This is a genomic window from Streptomonospora salina (genome assembly GCF_014204715.1).
Taxonomy (GTDB): domain Bacteria; phylum Actinomycetota; class Actinomycetes; order Streptosporangiales; family Streptosporangiaceae; genus Streptomonospora; species Streptomonospora salina.
This window is the reverse complement of record NZ_JACHLY010000001.1, coordinates 3,072,166-3,087,139: the sequence shown is the minus strand read 5'-3', so window position 1 is coordinate 3,087,139 and position 14,974 is coordinate 3,072,166. Positions and strand designations below refer to the sequence as shown.

The window sequence follows — 14,974 nt, the reverse complement described above, 5'->3', positions numbered from 1 at the left end:
CCCCGCGCCGTACCGCCGGCGCTAAGGCGCGAACTCTTCGCAGGCGTCGGAGACGATGTCCAGGACGGTGATGGGGTCCGGCAGCGGCTCCGGCGGCTGCTCCGGGGAGCGGATCCAGGTGACGGGGCTGTCTGAAGGCAGCACCGAGGGGGCGGCGAGGACGTAGCTGTCGCGGCAGTGCCAGCGCAGGCCGGGGCTCTCGGCGATGCGCTCCGGTACGCAGTCGAGGTGGCAGGACCACCATTCGTCCTCGTCGGCGGGCGAGCGGGTGGCCACGAAGAACAGGTATCGCCGGGTCCCGACCGCGGCGACCGGACCCGCCTGCACACCGGCGCGGCCCATCCGGGCCAGCGCCATGACGCCCGCTCCCGCAGGCACGTCGAACACGTCGAAGACCCGCCCGGTGGGCAGGATGACGTTGGCTCCGGGAGTGGCGCGCCACCAGCCGGCGACGGTGTCGGGGTCGGTGGTGGCCTCCAGTCCCCAGGTGGCCGAGACCGGATGGGCACCCGGGTCGGGGCAGCCCACGCGATCGCACCCGCAGGCGCGCCCGCCCGCTCCCGCCGGGGCAGCGCCGCGGCAGACCGGCCACCCCAGCTCCGCGTACCGCAGAGCCGCGCTGAGCATGCCTTCCGCGGGGCGGCGGCGCCTCCGCCGCTGCAGAACCTGGGCCACGTCAGCTTCCCCCTTCGCCTGTCGCCGGTCGAGGCCAGTGGTGGGTACCGCATCCCCCGGCCTCGACCGCGATCCGGCGGGGAAACGGTGGCTTCCCCGCTCAGCGGAGCAATCGCGCCGCCTCGGTCGCCCAGTAGGTCAGAATCTGCTCGGCTCCGGCCCGCCGGTAGGACAGCAGGGTCTCCGGAATCACCCGCTCCCGATCCAGCCATCCGCGTTCGACGGCTGCTTCGATCATCGCGTACTCGCCGCTGACCTGGTACGCCGACACCGGTACCGCCGCCCGGTCCGCCACCCGGGCGACGACGTCCAGGTACGCCAGACCGGGCTTGACCATGACCATGTCGGCACCCTCGGCGATGTCCAGGTCGACCTCGCGCAGCGCTTCCCGGGCGTTGGCGGGATCCATCTGGTACCCGGTGCGGTCGCCGAACTGCGGTGCGCCCTCGGCCGCTTCGCGGAACGGCCCGTAGAAGGCCGAAGCGTACTTGGCGGAGTAGGCGAGGATCGCGACGTCGGTGTAGCCGGCCCCGTCCAGTGCGGCGCGGATGGCGGCGACCTGGCCGTCCATCATTCCGCTGGGTCCCACGACCTGCACCCCGGCGGCCGCCTGGGCCACGGCGACGTCGGCGTAGCGCTCCAGGGTGGCGTCGTTGTCGACGTCGCCGCCGGGCGTAAGCAGCCCGCAGTGCCCGTGTGAGGTGTACTCGTCCAGGCACAGGTCGGCCATGACGGCGACGTCGCCGCCGAGGTCGCCCGACAGGTCGCGCAGCGAGCGCTGCACGACGCCGTCGGGGTCGTCGGCCGAGGATCCCCGCTCGTCCTTGGATTCGGGAATGCCGAACAGCATGATCCCGCCGACACCGGCCTCGGCGGCCTCCTGGGCCGCCTTGCGCACGCTGTCGCGGGTGTGCTGCACGACGCCCGGCATGGACGAGACCGGGTTGGGTTCGGCGATGCCCTCCTTGACGAACACCGGCAGGACGAGTTCCTCGGGACGCACCCGGGTTTCGGCGACCAGTCGGCGCAGGCCCGGTGTGCGGCGCAGGCGGCGCGGCCGCGCCGCCGGGTAGTCGGCGTTCATCGCAAGCTCCCTTGTCACACGGTCTTCCGGCGCCGGCCGCGGCGCTTCTGGCTGGGTTTGAGGGCCGGCTTGCCCGCGGCGACCGCTTCGGCGCGCTGTGCCGCACCGTACTCCGCGAGAGCCTGCGCCAGGGCCGAAACCGAGGTCTTCGGCGCCGTGACGTCCACCCGCAGACCGAACTCCTGGGCGGTCTTGGCGGTCTCGGGCCCGATGACCCCGATCACCGTGGTGTTGTGCGGCTTGCCCGCGATCCCCACGAGGTTGCGCACGGTGGAGGAGGACGTGAACAGCACGGCGTCGAAACCGCCGCCCTTGATCGCCTCGCGGACCGGGGCGGGCGGCGGCGCCGCGCGCACCGTCCGGTAGGCCGTGACGTCGTCGACCTCCCAGCCGAGACCGCTCAGTCCCGCCGACAGCGTCTCGGTGGCGATGTCGGCGCGCGGTAGCAGCACCCGCTCGATCGGGTCCAGCTCGGCGTCGTAGGGCGGCCAGACCTCGACCAGCCCGGAGCCGGACTGCTGATCCGGCGGTGGTGTGAGGTCGGGCTGGATCCCGAATTCGCGCAGCGCCGCCGCGGTCTGGTCGCCTACGGCGGCGACCTTGACCCCGGCGAAAGCGCGGGCGTCCAGGCCGTACTCCTCGAAGCGCTCGCGGATGGCCTTGACGGCGTTGACGGACGTGAAGGCCACCCACTGGTAGCGGCCGGTGACCAGCCCGCGGACGGCGCGCTCCATCTGCTGGGGCGTGCGCGGCGGCTCTACCGAGATGGTCGGCACCGACTCGGGAACGGCGCCGGAGCCGTAAAGCCGGTCCGACAGCCCGGCCGCCTGCTCCTTGGTGCGCGGAACCAGCACCCGCCAGCCGAACAAGGGGCGCCCCTCGAACCACGAGGGCTCCTTCTCGCCGGTGACTCCCTTGCCCATGAGGAACAGGGCGGGGGTGGTGGCGTTGTGGCCCTTGGCGTCGGCGGCCTTGAGGTCGGCCGACAGCCGCTGCAGCGTCGAGGTGACGGTGGTCTGCTCGGTGGTGGAGCCCATGCGCACGACCGCGACCGGGGTGCTCGCGGGTTTTCCGGCGGCGATCAGCGTCTTGCACAGGCGGTCGAATCCGGGGCCGCTGTGGCGGGCGTCGACGCCTTCGGGCGAGTCGGGGAACATCACGACGAGGGAGGCGTCGCCGTGGGCGAGCCGCTCCCAGTCCAAGCCGGAGTCGGAGGCGTCGACGATGCGGGCTTCGCTGATGTCCTCGGGCAGCAGCGGGACTCCGGCGAACGCGGGGACGGCGGTCGCAGCGGAGAGGCCGGGCACGATCTCGTACTCGATCCCGGACTGGCGGCAGGCCGCGGCGAGTTCCGCGCCCCGGCAGCCCAGGAGCGGGTCGCCGCTGTAGAGGCGCACGACGCGCTTGCCTTCGCGGGCGTGCCCCACGGCCACGTCGTCGATCTCGCCGCCGCATTCCGCCGGGTCGATGACGGCGACGTCCGCGGAGCAGTGCCGCAGCAGCGGCTCGCGGTGCTTGGCGAGCTCGGGGCCGGGTTCGCGGAGGTTGATGACGACGTCGGCCCTGGCGAGGGCCGACGCGCCCCGCAGAGTCAGCAGCTCGGCGTCGCCCGGGCCCGCCCCGACGAGGGCCACGTGCCCGCGCTGGGACTCGCCCGCCGCGTTCGGCGGCGGCTCCTGGTTGGCACTCTGCGGATTCACTGGCTGATCGCTCCTTGCTTTCGCGCTCGGGCGCCCGCGTGGAGCGCCGCGGCCGCAGGGCGCACGCCCCGGCTACCGGCGGCGCGGCCGGGCGGTGCCGTCCGCCGCGCTACCGGCGGCACGGCCCGCACACTGCCCTGCGGCCTCCTTCAGTCTTCGGACGGCGTCGTGGAGTCCCGTGCCGCATCGGCGACGATGCGGTCGGCTCCGTCACCGATCATCTCGCGGGCGAGCTCGCGTCCCAGGGACGACGCGGCTTCGGCCGTGTCCGCGCCGACGGGAACGGAGCGCTCGCGCCGCACCGCACCGGTTCCGTCGGGTGCCACCACGGCGGCGCGCAGGCGCAGCCGGCCGTCGCCGACGTCGGCGTAGGCGCCGACGGGGGCCGCGCAACCGGCTTCGAGCTCGGCCAGCACGCTGCGTTCGGCGGTGACTTCGGCGCGGGTGGCGGCGTGGTCGACGGCCGTGAGGTAGGCCAGGTCGTCTCCGGCACGAGAGGCCAGGCACTCCACGGCCAGGGCTCCCTGGCCGGGTGCGGGCAGCATCCGTTCGGGCCCGAAGACGTCGGTGACGTCGTCGAGGCGGCCCACCCGCGCCAGGCCGGCGTAGGCCAGGACGACGGCGTCGACCTCGCCTTGGGCGATTTTGCCCAGCCGGGTTCCGGCGTTGCCGCGGATCGGCACGAAGCTCAGGTCGGGGCGCAGTGCGGCGAGCTGTGCGACGCGGCGCGGGGAGCCGGTACCGACGACGGAACCGGGCGGCAGCTCCTCGAACGCGCGGCCGTCGCGGGCGCAGAGGGCGTCGCGGGGGTCGTCGCGCTCGACGACGGCGGCGACGGTGAGCCCTTCGGCGGGGGCGGTGGGCAGGTCCTTGAGGGAGTGCACGGCGAAGTCGATTCCGCCCGACAGCAGTTCCTCGCGCAGCCTGTTGACGAACACCCCGGTGCCGCCCAGCTGGGTCAGCTGGGCCTGGGTGACGTCGCCGTAGCTGGTGATGAGCTCCAGCTCGACACCGGTGCCGGTGCGGGCGGTGACGGCGTCGGCGACCGTCTGCGACTGGGAGGTGGCCATGGGGCTGCGGCGGGTGCCGAGCTTGGCCGGGCGGTCGGTCACGCTCCCCCCTCCTCGGGTGCGCGCTCGACGCGGCTGACGGCGTCGGCGGCGGCGGGGTCGAGGTCGAACAGTTCCCGCAGCGCGGCCTCGTAGGAGTGGCCGTCGGGTTCGGCGGCGAGCTCCTTGACGCGCACCGTGGGCTGGTGCAGCAGTTTGTCGACGACGCGGCGCATGGCGCGGGTGACCTCGCCGCGGGTCTTGTCGTCGATGTCGGGCAGGCGCCCTTCGAGCCGGTCCAGCTCGGACTCCATGAGGGTGCGGGCCTTGTCGCGCAGCGCGACCACGGTGGGGGCGACGAGCTGGGCGCGGCGCACCCCCTCGTATTCGGCGACCTCCTCGTCGACGATTCCGCGCACGAGCGAGATCGCGCCGGCGCGCTCGGCGGATTCGCCGTCGCTCTCGGCGACCGCCTGGCGCAGGTCTTCGATGTCGACGAGTTCGACGCCGGGCAGATCCCGTACGTCCGGGTCGATGTCATGGGGCAGCGCGAGGTCCAGGAACACCAGAGGGCGTCCCGCGGAGCGGGCGGCGTGCTCGACCTGGTCGCGGGTGAGGACCAGGCCCTGGGCGCCGGTGCAGGAGACGACCAGGTCGACCTCGGGCAGGGTCTCGGCGGCGGAGTCGAAGGGTACGGCGCGGCTGCGGATGGGCTCGTAGGCCTCGGTGAGGCATTCGGCCAGGCGCTCGGCCCGCTGGTTGGTGCGGTTGGCCACGCTGACTTCGCCGGCTCCCTGGCGGGCCGCGGTGTTGGCGGCGAGCGCGCTCATCGAGCCGGCGCCCAGGACGAGTACCCGCAGGCCGGTGAGGGCCTGGGGGTCGGGCAGTGCGGCGGCGACCTCGGCGGCAGCGCCTTCGGCTTCGCCCGCACCGGCGACGGGGCAGCCGGCGGTTCCGGCGGCGGAGGGGGCGGGCGCGGCCGCCGCGGGGGCGGCGGCGCCGAGCCGGCGCAGCGCGACGTCGAGCCCGAAGCCGACCATGTCGGCGCCGGCGTGGTCGAGGTGGGTGTCGGTGTGGGCGCGCTTGCCCACACGCAGCGCGCGCTGCCCCAGGTCGTTGAGCACCCGGCCCACGATCCCGGCCTCCTGGGCCTCCTTGATCGCGTTGCGCACCTGGCCGAGGATCTGGCCTTCGCCCACGACCATGGAGTCGAGTCCGCAGGTGACGGAGAACAGGTGCTGGACCGCGCGTTCTTCGTAGTGGACGTAGGCGTGGTGGGAGAGTTCGCTCAGCGGGACGCCGGTGTGCCAGGAGAGGAGTTCGGTGACGGCGGCCACGGCGGGGTGGAACTTGTCGACGTCGGCGTAGACCTCGGTGCGGTTGCAGGTCGAGACCATCAGCGCCTCGTTGATCGACGGCGCGGCCGCGATCTCGGACATGACTTTCGACCGCGCCTGCCCCTCCAAGGCGACGCGCTCCAATAGCGCCACGGGCGAGCTGCGATGGCTCACCCCTACGGCGAGGACACTCATGTGCACTCCAATGCGGGCTGCATTGCGCTGCTCCGTACCTGCGGGGACTCCCGCGTCCGCGGGTGCGCCCCCTGCTGTGGCCATGCTGCCCCCGGCACGGCCGTCCTCATACCGGCCCCCTCCCGAACGGGTCCAGACCGGCGTAGCCGTCGGCCTTGCGCTGTTCGTGGAAGGCCAGGATCTGCAGCTCGATGGACAAGTCGACCTTACGCACATCGACGCCCGGAGGCACATTGAGCACCACCGGAGCGAAGTTCAGCACGCTGGTGACGCCGGTCTCGACGAATCGGTCGCAGACTTCCTGCGCAGCCGCCGCGGGGGTGGCGATCACCCCGATCGACACGTTCTCCCTGTCGACAACGTCTTCCAGGGTGTCGATATGCCCGACGGAGAGTCCGGCGACGGTGTCTCCGAGCACAGCGGTGTCGGCGTCGAGCAGCGCGGCGATGCGGAAGCCGCGGGTGCCGAACCCCCCGTAATTGGCGAGTGCGCGGCCGAGATTGCCCGCGCCGACGATGGCGACCGACCAGTCCTGGGTGAGACCAAGCTCACGCGATATCTGGTAGATGAGGTATTCGACTTCGTAGCCGACGCCGCGGGTGCCGTAAGAGCCGAGGTGGGAGAGGTCCTTGCGCAGCTTGGCCGAGTTGACGCCGGTCGTCTCGGCCAGGTGCTCGGAGGAGACCGTGAGGATGCCGCGATCGTCGAGCGCTTGCAGCGCACGCAGGTAGACGGGGAGCCGGGCGACGGTCGCCTCCGGGATTCCCCGATCCCGGGGCCGTGGTTCAGGGGGGGTCACTAGCGTGCGCTCCTGGACGGCGATCGTCACTGACCGGTGCCGAAACGGACCGTGGCCCGCCGCGAGCGCGGTTTCCACTCCCGCCCGGACTGGATTTGCACATTCAGGTTACGCCCTTGTGAACACGCGCACAAAGTGGGCGGCACCGTCCCGCGGCCCCGACCGGCCCGGCACCGCGGGCCTTCTCGGCGGGCGCCGGCGGGCGGTCCTCGCGGGGGCGCGGCCGCTGCCGGTCAGGAGCCGCCGGCGAGCGCGGCCCGCAACCGCTGCTCGTCCACCCGCCAGAAGTCGTGCCGCTTCCCGTCGACGAACGTCACCGGGATCTTGTCCCAGTAGTCGTCGCGCTCGGCCTGAGCCGCCGCGTCGAGGTCGCGGACCTCCACCCGCGCATCCGTGTCGGCGCACACCCGCTCGACGACCTCCAGCGCCTGCTCGCACAGATGGCAGCCGGACCTGCTCAGCACCGTCACGGTGCGGCCCGCGGCGTTCCCGGCGTCCTCGGACATGCTTCGCTCCCCCGTTTCGCGCGCCGGGCCCGGCGCGCTCCGCCTGCGGTGCGGGCACGGCCCGACCCGGGCCCCGTCCGCCCCGGTGCTCATCCGCCGGCGAACGGCGGCAGCACCTCGATGACATATCCCTCGTCGAGCTCCACGTCCGCGTGCGCCCGTCCGCCCACGGGGTATTCGTCGACGACGAACGACGAACGGTCCAGCACCCGCAGGAGGCGGTCGTCGCCGCTGCGGGCGCCGCGCACCGACTCCAGCACATCGGCCAGCGTCGCTCCGCTGACCGGCTCTTCGGCCTTTCCCGCGGCTTCTTTCGCCGCGGCCCAGTACCGAATGATTCCACTTACCATCGGTCGATTATCCTCGTAGGTCTCGGAGGCGCACACTTCATTAATTCTCCGCCGGAGGCAATGAGGCCTTCGACCACCGCCGCGCGCGGGTTGACGGGAAGAGACGTATGAGTCATCTGCTTCTACTCACGAACTCCAACGAACCGTCGGACCATGTTCTGCCCGCCCTCGGACTCCTCCTGCACTCGGTCCGGGTCTCCCCGGCCGAAGCCGGAGCGCTCCTGACAACAGGCCCCGACCGCGACTCGAACACACCCGTCGACGCCATTCTCGTCGATGCTCGCAGCGACCTCGCGGCGGCGCGCAACCTCTGCCGCCTGCTCGACACCACGGGGCTGGACTGCCCGCTCATCGCGGTCCTCACCGAAGGCGGCGTGGCGGCGCTCACCCCGGATTGGCAGGTCGAGGACTTCCTGCTGACCTCGGCCGGGCCCGCCGAAGTCGAGGCCCGGCTGCGGTTGTCCGTCGGCCAGGCCGACACCGGCCCCGACGATCCCGACGAGATCCGCCGCGGCGACCTGGTCATCGACGAGGCCACCTACATCGCACGGCTGCGCGGCCGCATCCTCGACCTCACGTTCAAGGAGTTCGAGCTGCTGAAGTTCCTCGCCCAGCACCCGGGCCGGGTCTTCACCCGCGCGCAGCTGCTCCAAGAGGTGTGGGGATACGACTATTTCGGGGGCACCCGCACGATCGACGTGCACGTGCGGCGGCTGCGCGCCAAACTCGGCAGCGAGCACGAGGCGATGATCGGAACCGTACGCAACGTCGGTTACCGCTTCGTTCCCGACACCACGGCCAAGACGGGCGGGGACTCGGCGGCGCGCCCCCAGGACGCCGGGAGGGACGCCCCCGCACAGCACCGGCGCTGACCGCTCGCGCAGCGTCTCCCGCCGCCCGTCCGCGCGGACGGGCGGCGGGCCGCACCTGCGGCGCCCCCGGCGAATGGATCCGTCGCCGGCCGGGTAGGCGCGGCGATGCGCCGGAGGCGCTCCGGCACGCCGGGAATCGCCTCGACACCGGGTCTCGTCGGCAGGCGCCCGATTGTTTAGGATTCGGGCCAGTCGGCATGGCGTGACCGCTCCCCTGCTCCCCGTGGTCGCCCTACCGCTCCCTCGACCCGCGGCGCCCTGAGACCGGGAGGCCAACGCCAATGTCCAGTGGAAAGCGGCTACCGCCGGCCCGCTTCCCCCTGCCGCTGCGTCTGGCCGTCGCGGTCCCCGTCGGTTCGCTCTTCGTCGGCCTGCCCGCGCCGGCCGCGGCCGTTCCGGATCCGGCCGCGCCCGTGCTCAGCTTCGCCGACACCGAAACGACGATCGAGCCGGGCGGGACCGCCGAAACAGTGCTGAACATCGAGCCCGGCGACGCCGAGGGCACGGTCTGCCTCTACGGCTTGGAGCTCAGCCACGGCATGTTCAAGGACTCCGGCCTGGACGGCCCGAGTCCCGGGATCGCCGTTTCGATCAGCGGGCGGCCCGAGGAGACGGCCGAGGTCGACGCGTGGCTCTCCTACGCCGAACTCGACGGGGAGGACGGGGCGGAAGCCGACTGCCCCGAAAGCCCGAAAGAGCTGGGCGAGGTGTACAAGGCCGGCACGCACGACGCCTTCAGGGTGACGGTCGCCGCCCCCGAGCCGACGCCGGAGCCCAGCGAAACGTCCGGCCCTTCGGAGTCCCCGAGCCCCACGGATTCGCCCGGCCCCAGCGACTCACCCGACCCGACGGCCTCCCCGAGCCCCACGGATTCGCCCGGCCCCAGCGACTCACCCGACCCGACGGCCTCCCCGAGCCCCACGGGTTCGCCCACGGAGTCCGTCGGCCCGTCCCCGAGCCCGTCGGGCGGCCCGAGTACCACCGCGTCGGCGACCGACCCCGATCCGTCCGAACCGGACCCGACCGACACGGAACCGTCCGACCCCGATCCGACCGACCCGGACCCGTCCGACCCCGATCCGACCGACACGGAACCGTCCGACCCGGACCCGACCGACCCCGATCCGACCGACACGGCCCCCCAGGATGAGGAAACCCCCGACGGCGACGACGCCACCGCCCCGCCGCACAGCCCGGTGACCACCGGCGGCCGCGACGCCCCGGGCACCGGCGACCTCGCCGACCTGCCCCGCGTGTCCGAAGGCGGGGACGAGTCCGACGCGCGGGCGCCGGCCCCCGCCGCCTCGGACGGCGACGGGATGGCCGAACTTCCGTCGTTGGAACCGGGTGAGGACGACGCCTCACGCACCACCGGCGTCGCGGCGAGCGAGAACACCCCGGCCCCCGTGGTCACACCCGCCGTGCTGGTGCTGTTCCTCGTGCTTCTGCTGCTGTTCTCCATGCCGCTCGCCCCCTCACGGCGGGTGCGCATCGGCCCCACGGCCTACATGGGCCGCCGCCGCAAGGGCTGAGGCACCATCCGACGGCGCTCCGGCGACCGCTCGCCGGGCGCGCCGCGTCCCGCCCGACACACGCCGGGAGGCGGGACGCGGCCCGGCCGGCGGAGAATCACACCTAGGCTCGTGCCATGACGCACGTGCGCACCACCGAGACCCTGACACCCGACGAGACCGCGGCCGTGCTCGCGCTGGCCGAATCCGCCGGCGAGCACGACGGACTCCCGCCGCTGTCCGAGCAGACGCTGCTGCGCGTCCGCCACGGGGCTCGCCCGGGGACGGCCCGCTTCCACCTCGCGACCCAGGGGGCTCCGGCCGCCGGGGCCGGCGACCTGGTCGGCTTCGGGTTCGCCGCCCGCGCCCCGGGCGAGCCCGACTCCGCGGAAATGGTCGTCGCGCCGGACCGGCGGCGCAGCGGCCACGGCGCCGCGCTGCTGCGCGCGCTCTCCGACGACGCTCCCGGGGACGGGCTGCGCGTGTGGGCCCACGGCCGCACCGAAGGCGCGGTGGCGTTGGCCGCATCGGCAGGCTGGACCCAGGTGCGCGGGCTGCTGAAGATGCGGATGCGGCTGCGCGGCGACGCGCAGCAGCCGGGTGCCGGCGCCGGGTTGCCGGAGCCGGTGCTGTCCGACGCCGTCGGCGAGCGGACGGTGATCCGCACGTTCCGCCCGGGCTCCGACGAGCAGGCGTGGGTCGCGGCGAACGCCGCCGCGTTCGCCGACCACCCCGAGCAGGGCGGGTTGACGCTCCAGGACCTGCACGAGCGCACGAACGAGGACTGGTTCGACGCCGACGGCTTCTTCGTCGCCGAAGACACCGGGACCGGGGCGATCGCCGGCTTCCACTGGACCAAGGTGCACGCCGACGGCGCCGGGCTGGCCGACGAGCCGGTGGGCGAGGTCTATGCGGTGGGCGTCGACCCGGCGTGGCGGCGCACCGGTCTGGGGCGCGCGCTGACGCTCGTGGGCCTGCGCCACCTGCACGAGCGCGGACTGCCGTGGGTGCTGCTCTACGTCGACGAGGAGAACCGCGCGGCGGTGCGGCTGTACGAGTCTCTGGGGTTCTCGGTGTGGGACGCGGATGTGATGTACGCCGCATCCTGAACCGGGTTCCGCGCCGCCACCGCACCGGCCTGCGACGTCGCACACATGCGGTGGCGGCGCACACATCGGCGGTCATCGCCGCTGGTGGCGATCGGCGTGCAGGTGTGGACCGAGGGGGCCGCTGATGTGGTTAACCGCACCTCCACCGAAGAGCCGGTCTTCCTTCGCACACTTTCACGCCCCGGTTCACCCTGCGTTCACCCTGCTTGGGAGCGCTGGTCACTTCGTCTGCCTACCTTCGCATTTGGCGAGGTCATCGACCGGGCTCGCCCAAAGGTGACGAAGTCCAGGGAAAGGACATCGGGGCTGTGAAGCTCTCCAAGTACAGCCAGTTCGCGGGGATCGCCCTCGCCGGCGCTCTTGCCCTCACCGCCTGCGGCAGTGACCAGGCGGTGGACCCCGAAAACCAGCAAGCGGCCGGCGACGTGGACTGCGTCGACGGCGGCGGAACGCTCGACGGCGCGGGCGCCAGCTCGCAGGAGAACGCCATGGCGGCCTGGAAGGCCTCCTGGGAAGGCGCCTGCGAAGGCTCGGTGGTCCAGTACGACTCCGTGGGCTCCGGCGCCGGGCGCGAACAGTTCATCGGCAGCGGCGTGACCTTCGCCGGCTCCGACGCCGCTCTCGACGAGGCCGAGACCGAGCAGGCCACCGAGCGCTGCAACGGTTCGGAGGTCGTGAACCTGCCGGCCTACATCTCCCCCATCGCGGTGGCCTTCAACCTCGAAGGCATCGACTCCCTCAACCTCTCCCCGGAGGTCATCGCCCAGATCTTCAACCAGGAGATCGACAACTGGAACGACGACGCCATCGCCGACCTCAACCCTGAGGCCGACCTCCCCGACCAGGACATCGTCCCGGTCAACCGCGCCGACGAGTCCGGCACGACCGAGAACTTCGTCGCCTACCTCTCCGAGGCCGCCGGCGACGCCTGGCCGCACGACGTCAGCGGCAACTGGCCGATCGAGCCGGTCGAGGCCGCACAGGGCTCCACCGGTGTCGCTCAGGCCGTCGAAAGCGGCCAGGGCACCATCACCTACGTCGACGCCTCCCACGTGGGCGAGCTGGGTACCGCGGCCGTCGGCGGCGGCGAAGAGTTCACGGAGTACAGCCCCGAGGCCGCCGCCGCGATCGTCGACGCCTCCGACCCGCGTGAGGCCAACACCGAGAACGACCACGCCATCAACCTCAACTACACGACCGACGAGGCCGGCGTCTACCCGATCGTGCTGATCTCCTACCACGTCGCCTGCATGGAGTACCAGGAGCAGCAGAACGCCGACCTGGTCAAGAGCTTCCTGAGCTACGTGGTCAGCGAGGAGGGCCAGCAGGCCGCGGCTGACGAGGCCGGCTCCGCTCCGATCAGCCAGGACACCCGGGACACGCTGCTGGGCACCATCGAGCAGATCTCCGCGGGCGCCTGATCCTCCCTTCGCAGATCCTCTCCGCCGAGGCGGGGCGCGCACCGGGTGCGGGCCCCGCCGTCGGCGGTTTCGGCATGTCCGCCGGGCCCCGCCCTCCGCAGCCCAGTACACCGGACCGTGTGCCCGACCACCGCGCGTCAACCAGCACAATGTCTTCCGGCACTGCGCATCGGCCGATACACCGTGTCGGCCTCCCGTTTCACGCTCCATCCGCCCGGTGGCGATCCACGACCGAATTCGACCGGAGCCTTACATGACAACCACGGACTCGTCTGAGACGGCCGAAGCCCCCAAGGGCAAACGCCGGCTGGGCGATCTCGTCTTCGCCAACTCCGCTCGGGGAGCGGGCCTGCTGATCCTGGCGATCCTGGCGGGTGTGGCCGCGTTCCTGATCGTCCAGTCCTTCAGTTCGCTCACGGCCAATGAGGCCAACTTCTTCACCAGCAGCACCTGGAGCCCCGAGGGCGGCCCGGACGAGGACGTGCGGTTCGGCGTCGCCTCGCTGGCGTTCGGAACCGTGCTCGGCGCGGCCATCGCACTCGTGCTGGCCACGCCGATCGCCGTCGGGATCGCGCTGTTCATCGTCTACTACGCCCCGCGGCGCCTCGCGGCGCTGCTGGGCTACCTCGTGGACCTGCTCGCGGCCATCCCCAGCGTGGTCTACGGCCTGTGGGGCCTGGTCTACCTCGTCGACGAGCTGCAGCCCTTCTACCGGCTCCTGTCGGAGTACCTGGGGTGGATCCCGTTGTTCGCCGGCCCGGTCTCCTCCACCGGCAGGACCATGCTCAGCGCCGGAATCGTGCTCGCCGTCATGATCCTGCCGATCATCACCGCGATGGCGCGCGACGTGTTCCACCAGGTGCCCCAGACCCACCGCGAGGCGGCGCTGGCGCTGGGCGCCACCCGCTGGGAGATGATCCGCACGTCGGTGCTGCCCTTCGGGCGGCCCGGCGTCATCGGCGGCGCGATGCTCGGCATGGGCCGGGCGCTGGGCGAGACCATGGCGGTCGCGATGATCCTCTCCCCCTCCCTGGTCATCTCGCCCAACATCGTGCAGAGCGGGAACCAGACGATCGCCGCGCACATCGCGCTGCAGTACCCGGAGGCGACGGGCAACGGCGTCTCCGCCCTGATCGCCGCCGGCCTGGTCCTCTTCGCGATCACCCTGGCCGTGAACATGGCCGCCCGCTTCGTCGTCTCGCGGCGCAAGGAGTTCTCCGAATGACCACCACGACCCAGCCGGCCGCTGCCGACAGCTCCGACGGCGGGCCCGGCCTGAAAGCGTCGGGCCTCTACTCCCGCCAGCTGCCGACGTATTTCCCTCCCGCGCTGCTTGTGGTCTGCGCGGTCGTCGTATCGGGCGCCTTCGCCCTGTTCGGCTCGTTCCACCCGGTTCCGGCGGCGATCCTGACCGCCCTCGCCTATCTGGTGGCGATCACGGCGTCCTCGGCAGCGGTCGAGAACAGCCGCCGCGCCAAGGACCGCCTTGTCACGGGCATCGTCTACTGCTGCTTCGCTGTCGCCGTCGTGCCGCTGATCTCACTGCTGTCGACGGTGGCGGTCTACGGCATCCAACGGTTCGACCTGTACTTCCTGAGCGTGTCCATGAACGGGGTCATCCCGAGCATGGACGCCGGCGGCGTCTACCACGCCATCGTGGGGACCCTGGTCATCACCGGCCTGGCGACGGTCATCTCGGTGCCCATCGGGCTGATGACGGCCGTCTACGTCGTCGAGTACGGGCGGGGCCGCCTCAAGCAGGCCATCACCTTCTTCGTCGACGTCATGACGGGCATCCCCTCGATCGTCGCGGGCCTGTTCGTGGTCGCCCTGTGGATCCTGGCGTTCGGCCCCGGCCAGACCAACGGCCTGGCCGGCGCGATCGCGCTTTCGGTGCTGATGATCCCGGTCGTGGTGCGATCCAGCGAGGAGATGCTGCGGCTGGTGCCCAACGAGCTCCGCGAGGCCGCCTACGCGCTGGGCGTGCCCAAGTGGCTGACGGTCGTGAAGGTCGTGCTCCCGACCGCCGTCGCCGGCCTGACCACGGGAATCATCCTCGCGCTGGCCCGCGTTATCGGCGAGACGGCGCCGTTGATCCTGACCGCGGGCATGGCCTCGACCCGCATCAACGGGAACCCGCTGGAAGGCGACATGATGAGCCTGCCGGTCTACATCTACAAGGCCGTTCGCGCTATGGGGCTGTCCGGGGAGGCCGGGGTCTACGCCGAGGAGCGCGCGTGGGCGGCGGCGCTGACGCTGATCCTGGTGGTCATGCTGCTGTTCCTCGCCGCCCGCCTGATTTCGCGCTTCCTGTCGCCCAGCAAGGGCTGACGGCCGCACCGACCCGACCCGCACGTTCAATCTGA

14 protein-coding genes are annotated in these 14,974 nt (G+C 72.3%); 6 read left to right on the top strand and 8 right to left on the bottom strand.

The features are described from left to right. Positions 1 to 21: 21 nt before the first annotated feature. The 8 genes from HNR25_RS14140 to HNR25_RS14105 all read right to left on the bottom strand — a co-directional run bounded on the left by HNR25_RS14140 (position 22) and on the right by HNR25_RS14105 (position 7,695). The gene (locus HNR25_RS14140; protein WP_184635796.1) at positions 22 to 675 is read right to left on the bottom strand and encodes a bifunctional DNA primase/polymerase; all 654 of its coding nucleotides are present in this window, start codon (positions 673 to 675) and stop codon (positions 22 to 24) included. A gap of 100 nt (positions 676 to 775) precedes the next feature. After that, a complete protein-coding gene (hemB, locus tag HNR25_RS14135; RefSeq protein ID WP_184635794.1) occupies positions 776 to 1,759 on the bottom strand; it encodes a porphobilinogen synthase in 984 nt (327 codons plus the stop codon). Between the two features lie 14 nt (positions 1,760 to 1,773). After that, positions 1,774 to 3,459 (bottom strand): bifunctional uroporphyrinogen-III C-methyltransferase/uroporphyrinogen-III synthase, encoded by a 1,686-nt coding sequence (locus HNR25_RS14130; protein WP_184635792.1) that lies wholly within the window; start codon positions 3,457 to 3,459, stop codon positions 1,774 to 1,776. Between the two features lie 149 nt (positions 3,460 to 3,608). Continuing rightward, positions 3,609 to 4,571, bottom strand: coding sequence for a hydroxymethylbilane synthase (gene hemC / locus HNR25_RS14125; protein ID WP_184635790.1), 963 nt, complete (start codon positions 4,569 to 4,571; stop codon positions 3,609 to 3,611). Then, positions 4,568 to 6,040 carry a glutamyl-tRNA reductase gene (locus tag HNR25_RS14120; RefSeq protein ID WP_184635788.1) on the bottom strand — a complete coding sequence of 491 codons (1,473 nt, stop codon included), beginning with the start codon at positions 6,038 to 6,040 and terminating at the stop codon, positions 4,568 to 4,570. The genes hemC and HNR25_RS14120 overlap by 4 nt, the downstream gene beginning before the upstream one ends. A 106-nt stretch (positions 6,041 to 6,146) precedes the next feature. Beyond that, entirely contained in the window at positions 6,147 to 6,839 is a 693-nt protein-coding gene (locus HNR25_RS14115) for a redox-sensing transcriptional repressor Rex (protein ID WP_184635786.1), read from the bottom strand. Between the two features lie 233 nt (positions 6,840 to 7,072). Beyond that, a complete protein-coding gene (locus HNR25_RS14110) occupies positions 7,073 to 7,345 on the bottom strand; it encodes a glutaredoxin family protein (protein ID WP_184635784.1) in 273 nt (90 codons plus the stop codon). Positions 7,346 to 7,434: 89 nt separating this feature from the next. Then, complete coding sequence (locus tag HNR25_RS14105) at positions 7,435 to 7,695, bottom strand: MoaD/ThiS family protein (RefSeq protein WP_184635782.1); 261 nt, start codon at positions 7,693 to 7,695, stop codon at positions 7,435 to 7,437. A gap of 107 nt (positions 7,696 to 7,802) precedes the next feature. Between HNR25_RS14105 and HNR25_RS14100 the strand changes: the two genes are divergently transcribed. From HNR25_RS14100 to pstA, 6 genes are all read left to right on the top strand, one after another. Beyond that, positions 7,803 to 8,567, top strand: a complete 765-nt coding sequence (locus HNR25_RS14100; protein WP_184635780.1) for a winged helix-turn-helix transcriptional regulator — start codon at positions 7,803 to 7,805, stop codon at positions 8,565 to 8,567. A gap of 281 nt (positions 8,568 to 8,848) precedes the next feature. Further along, positions 8,849 to 10,099 (top strand): MSCRAMM family adhesin, encoded by a 1,251-nt coding sequence (locus HNR25_RS14095; RefSeq protein ID WP_184635778.1) that lies wholly within the window; start codon positions 8,849 to 8,851, stop codon positions 10,097 to 10,099. A gap of 116 nt (positions 10,100 to 10,215) precedes the next feature. Next, entirely contained in the window at positions 10,216 to 11,187 is a 972-nt protein-coding gene (mshD, locus tag HNR25_RS14090) for a mycothiol synthase (protein ID WP_184635776.1), read from the top strand. A 308-nt stretch (positions 11,188 to 11,495) separates the two neighbouring features. Next, positions 11,496 to 12,608, top strand: a complete 1,113-nt coding sequence (pstS, locus tag HNR25_RS14085) for a phosphate ABC transporter substrate-binding protein PstS (protein ID WP_184635774.1) — start codon at positions 11,496 to 11,498, stop codon at positions 12,606 to 12,608. Between the two features lie 253 nt (positions 12,609 to 12,861). After that, complete coding sequence (gene pstC, locus HNR25_RS14080) at positions 12,862 to 13,833, top strand: phosphate ABC transporter permease subunit PstC (RefSeq protein ID WP_184635772.1); 972 nt, start codon at positions 12,862 to 12,864, stop codon at positions 13,831 to 13,833. Further along, on the top strand, positions 13,830 to 14,939 hold the full coding sequence (gene pstA / locus HNR25_RS14075) for a phosphate ABC transporter permease PstA (protein ID WP_184635770.1): 1,110 nt from the start codon (positions 13,830 to 13,832) through the stop codon (positions 14,937 to 14,939). The genes pstC and pstA overlap by 4 nt, the downstream gene beginning before the upstream one ends. Positions 14,940 to 14,974 lie beyond the last annotated feature (35 nt).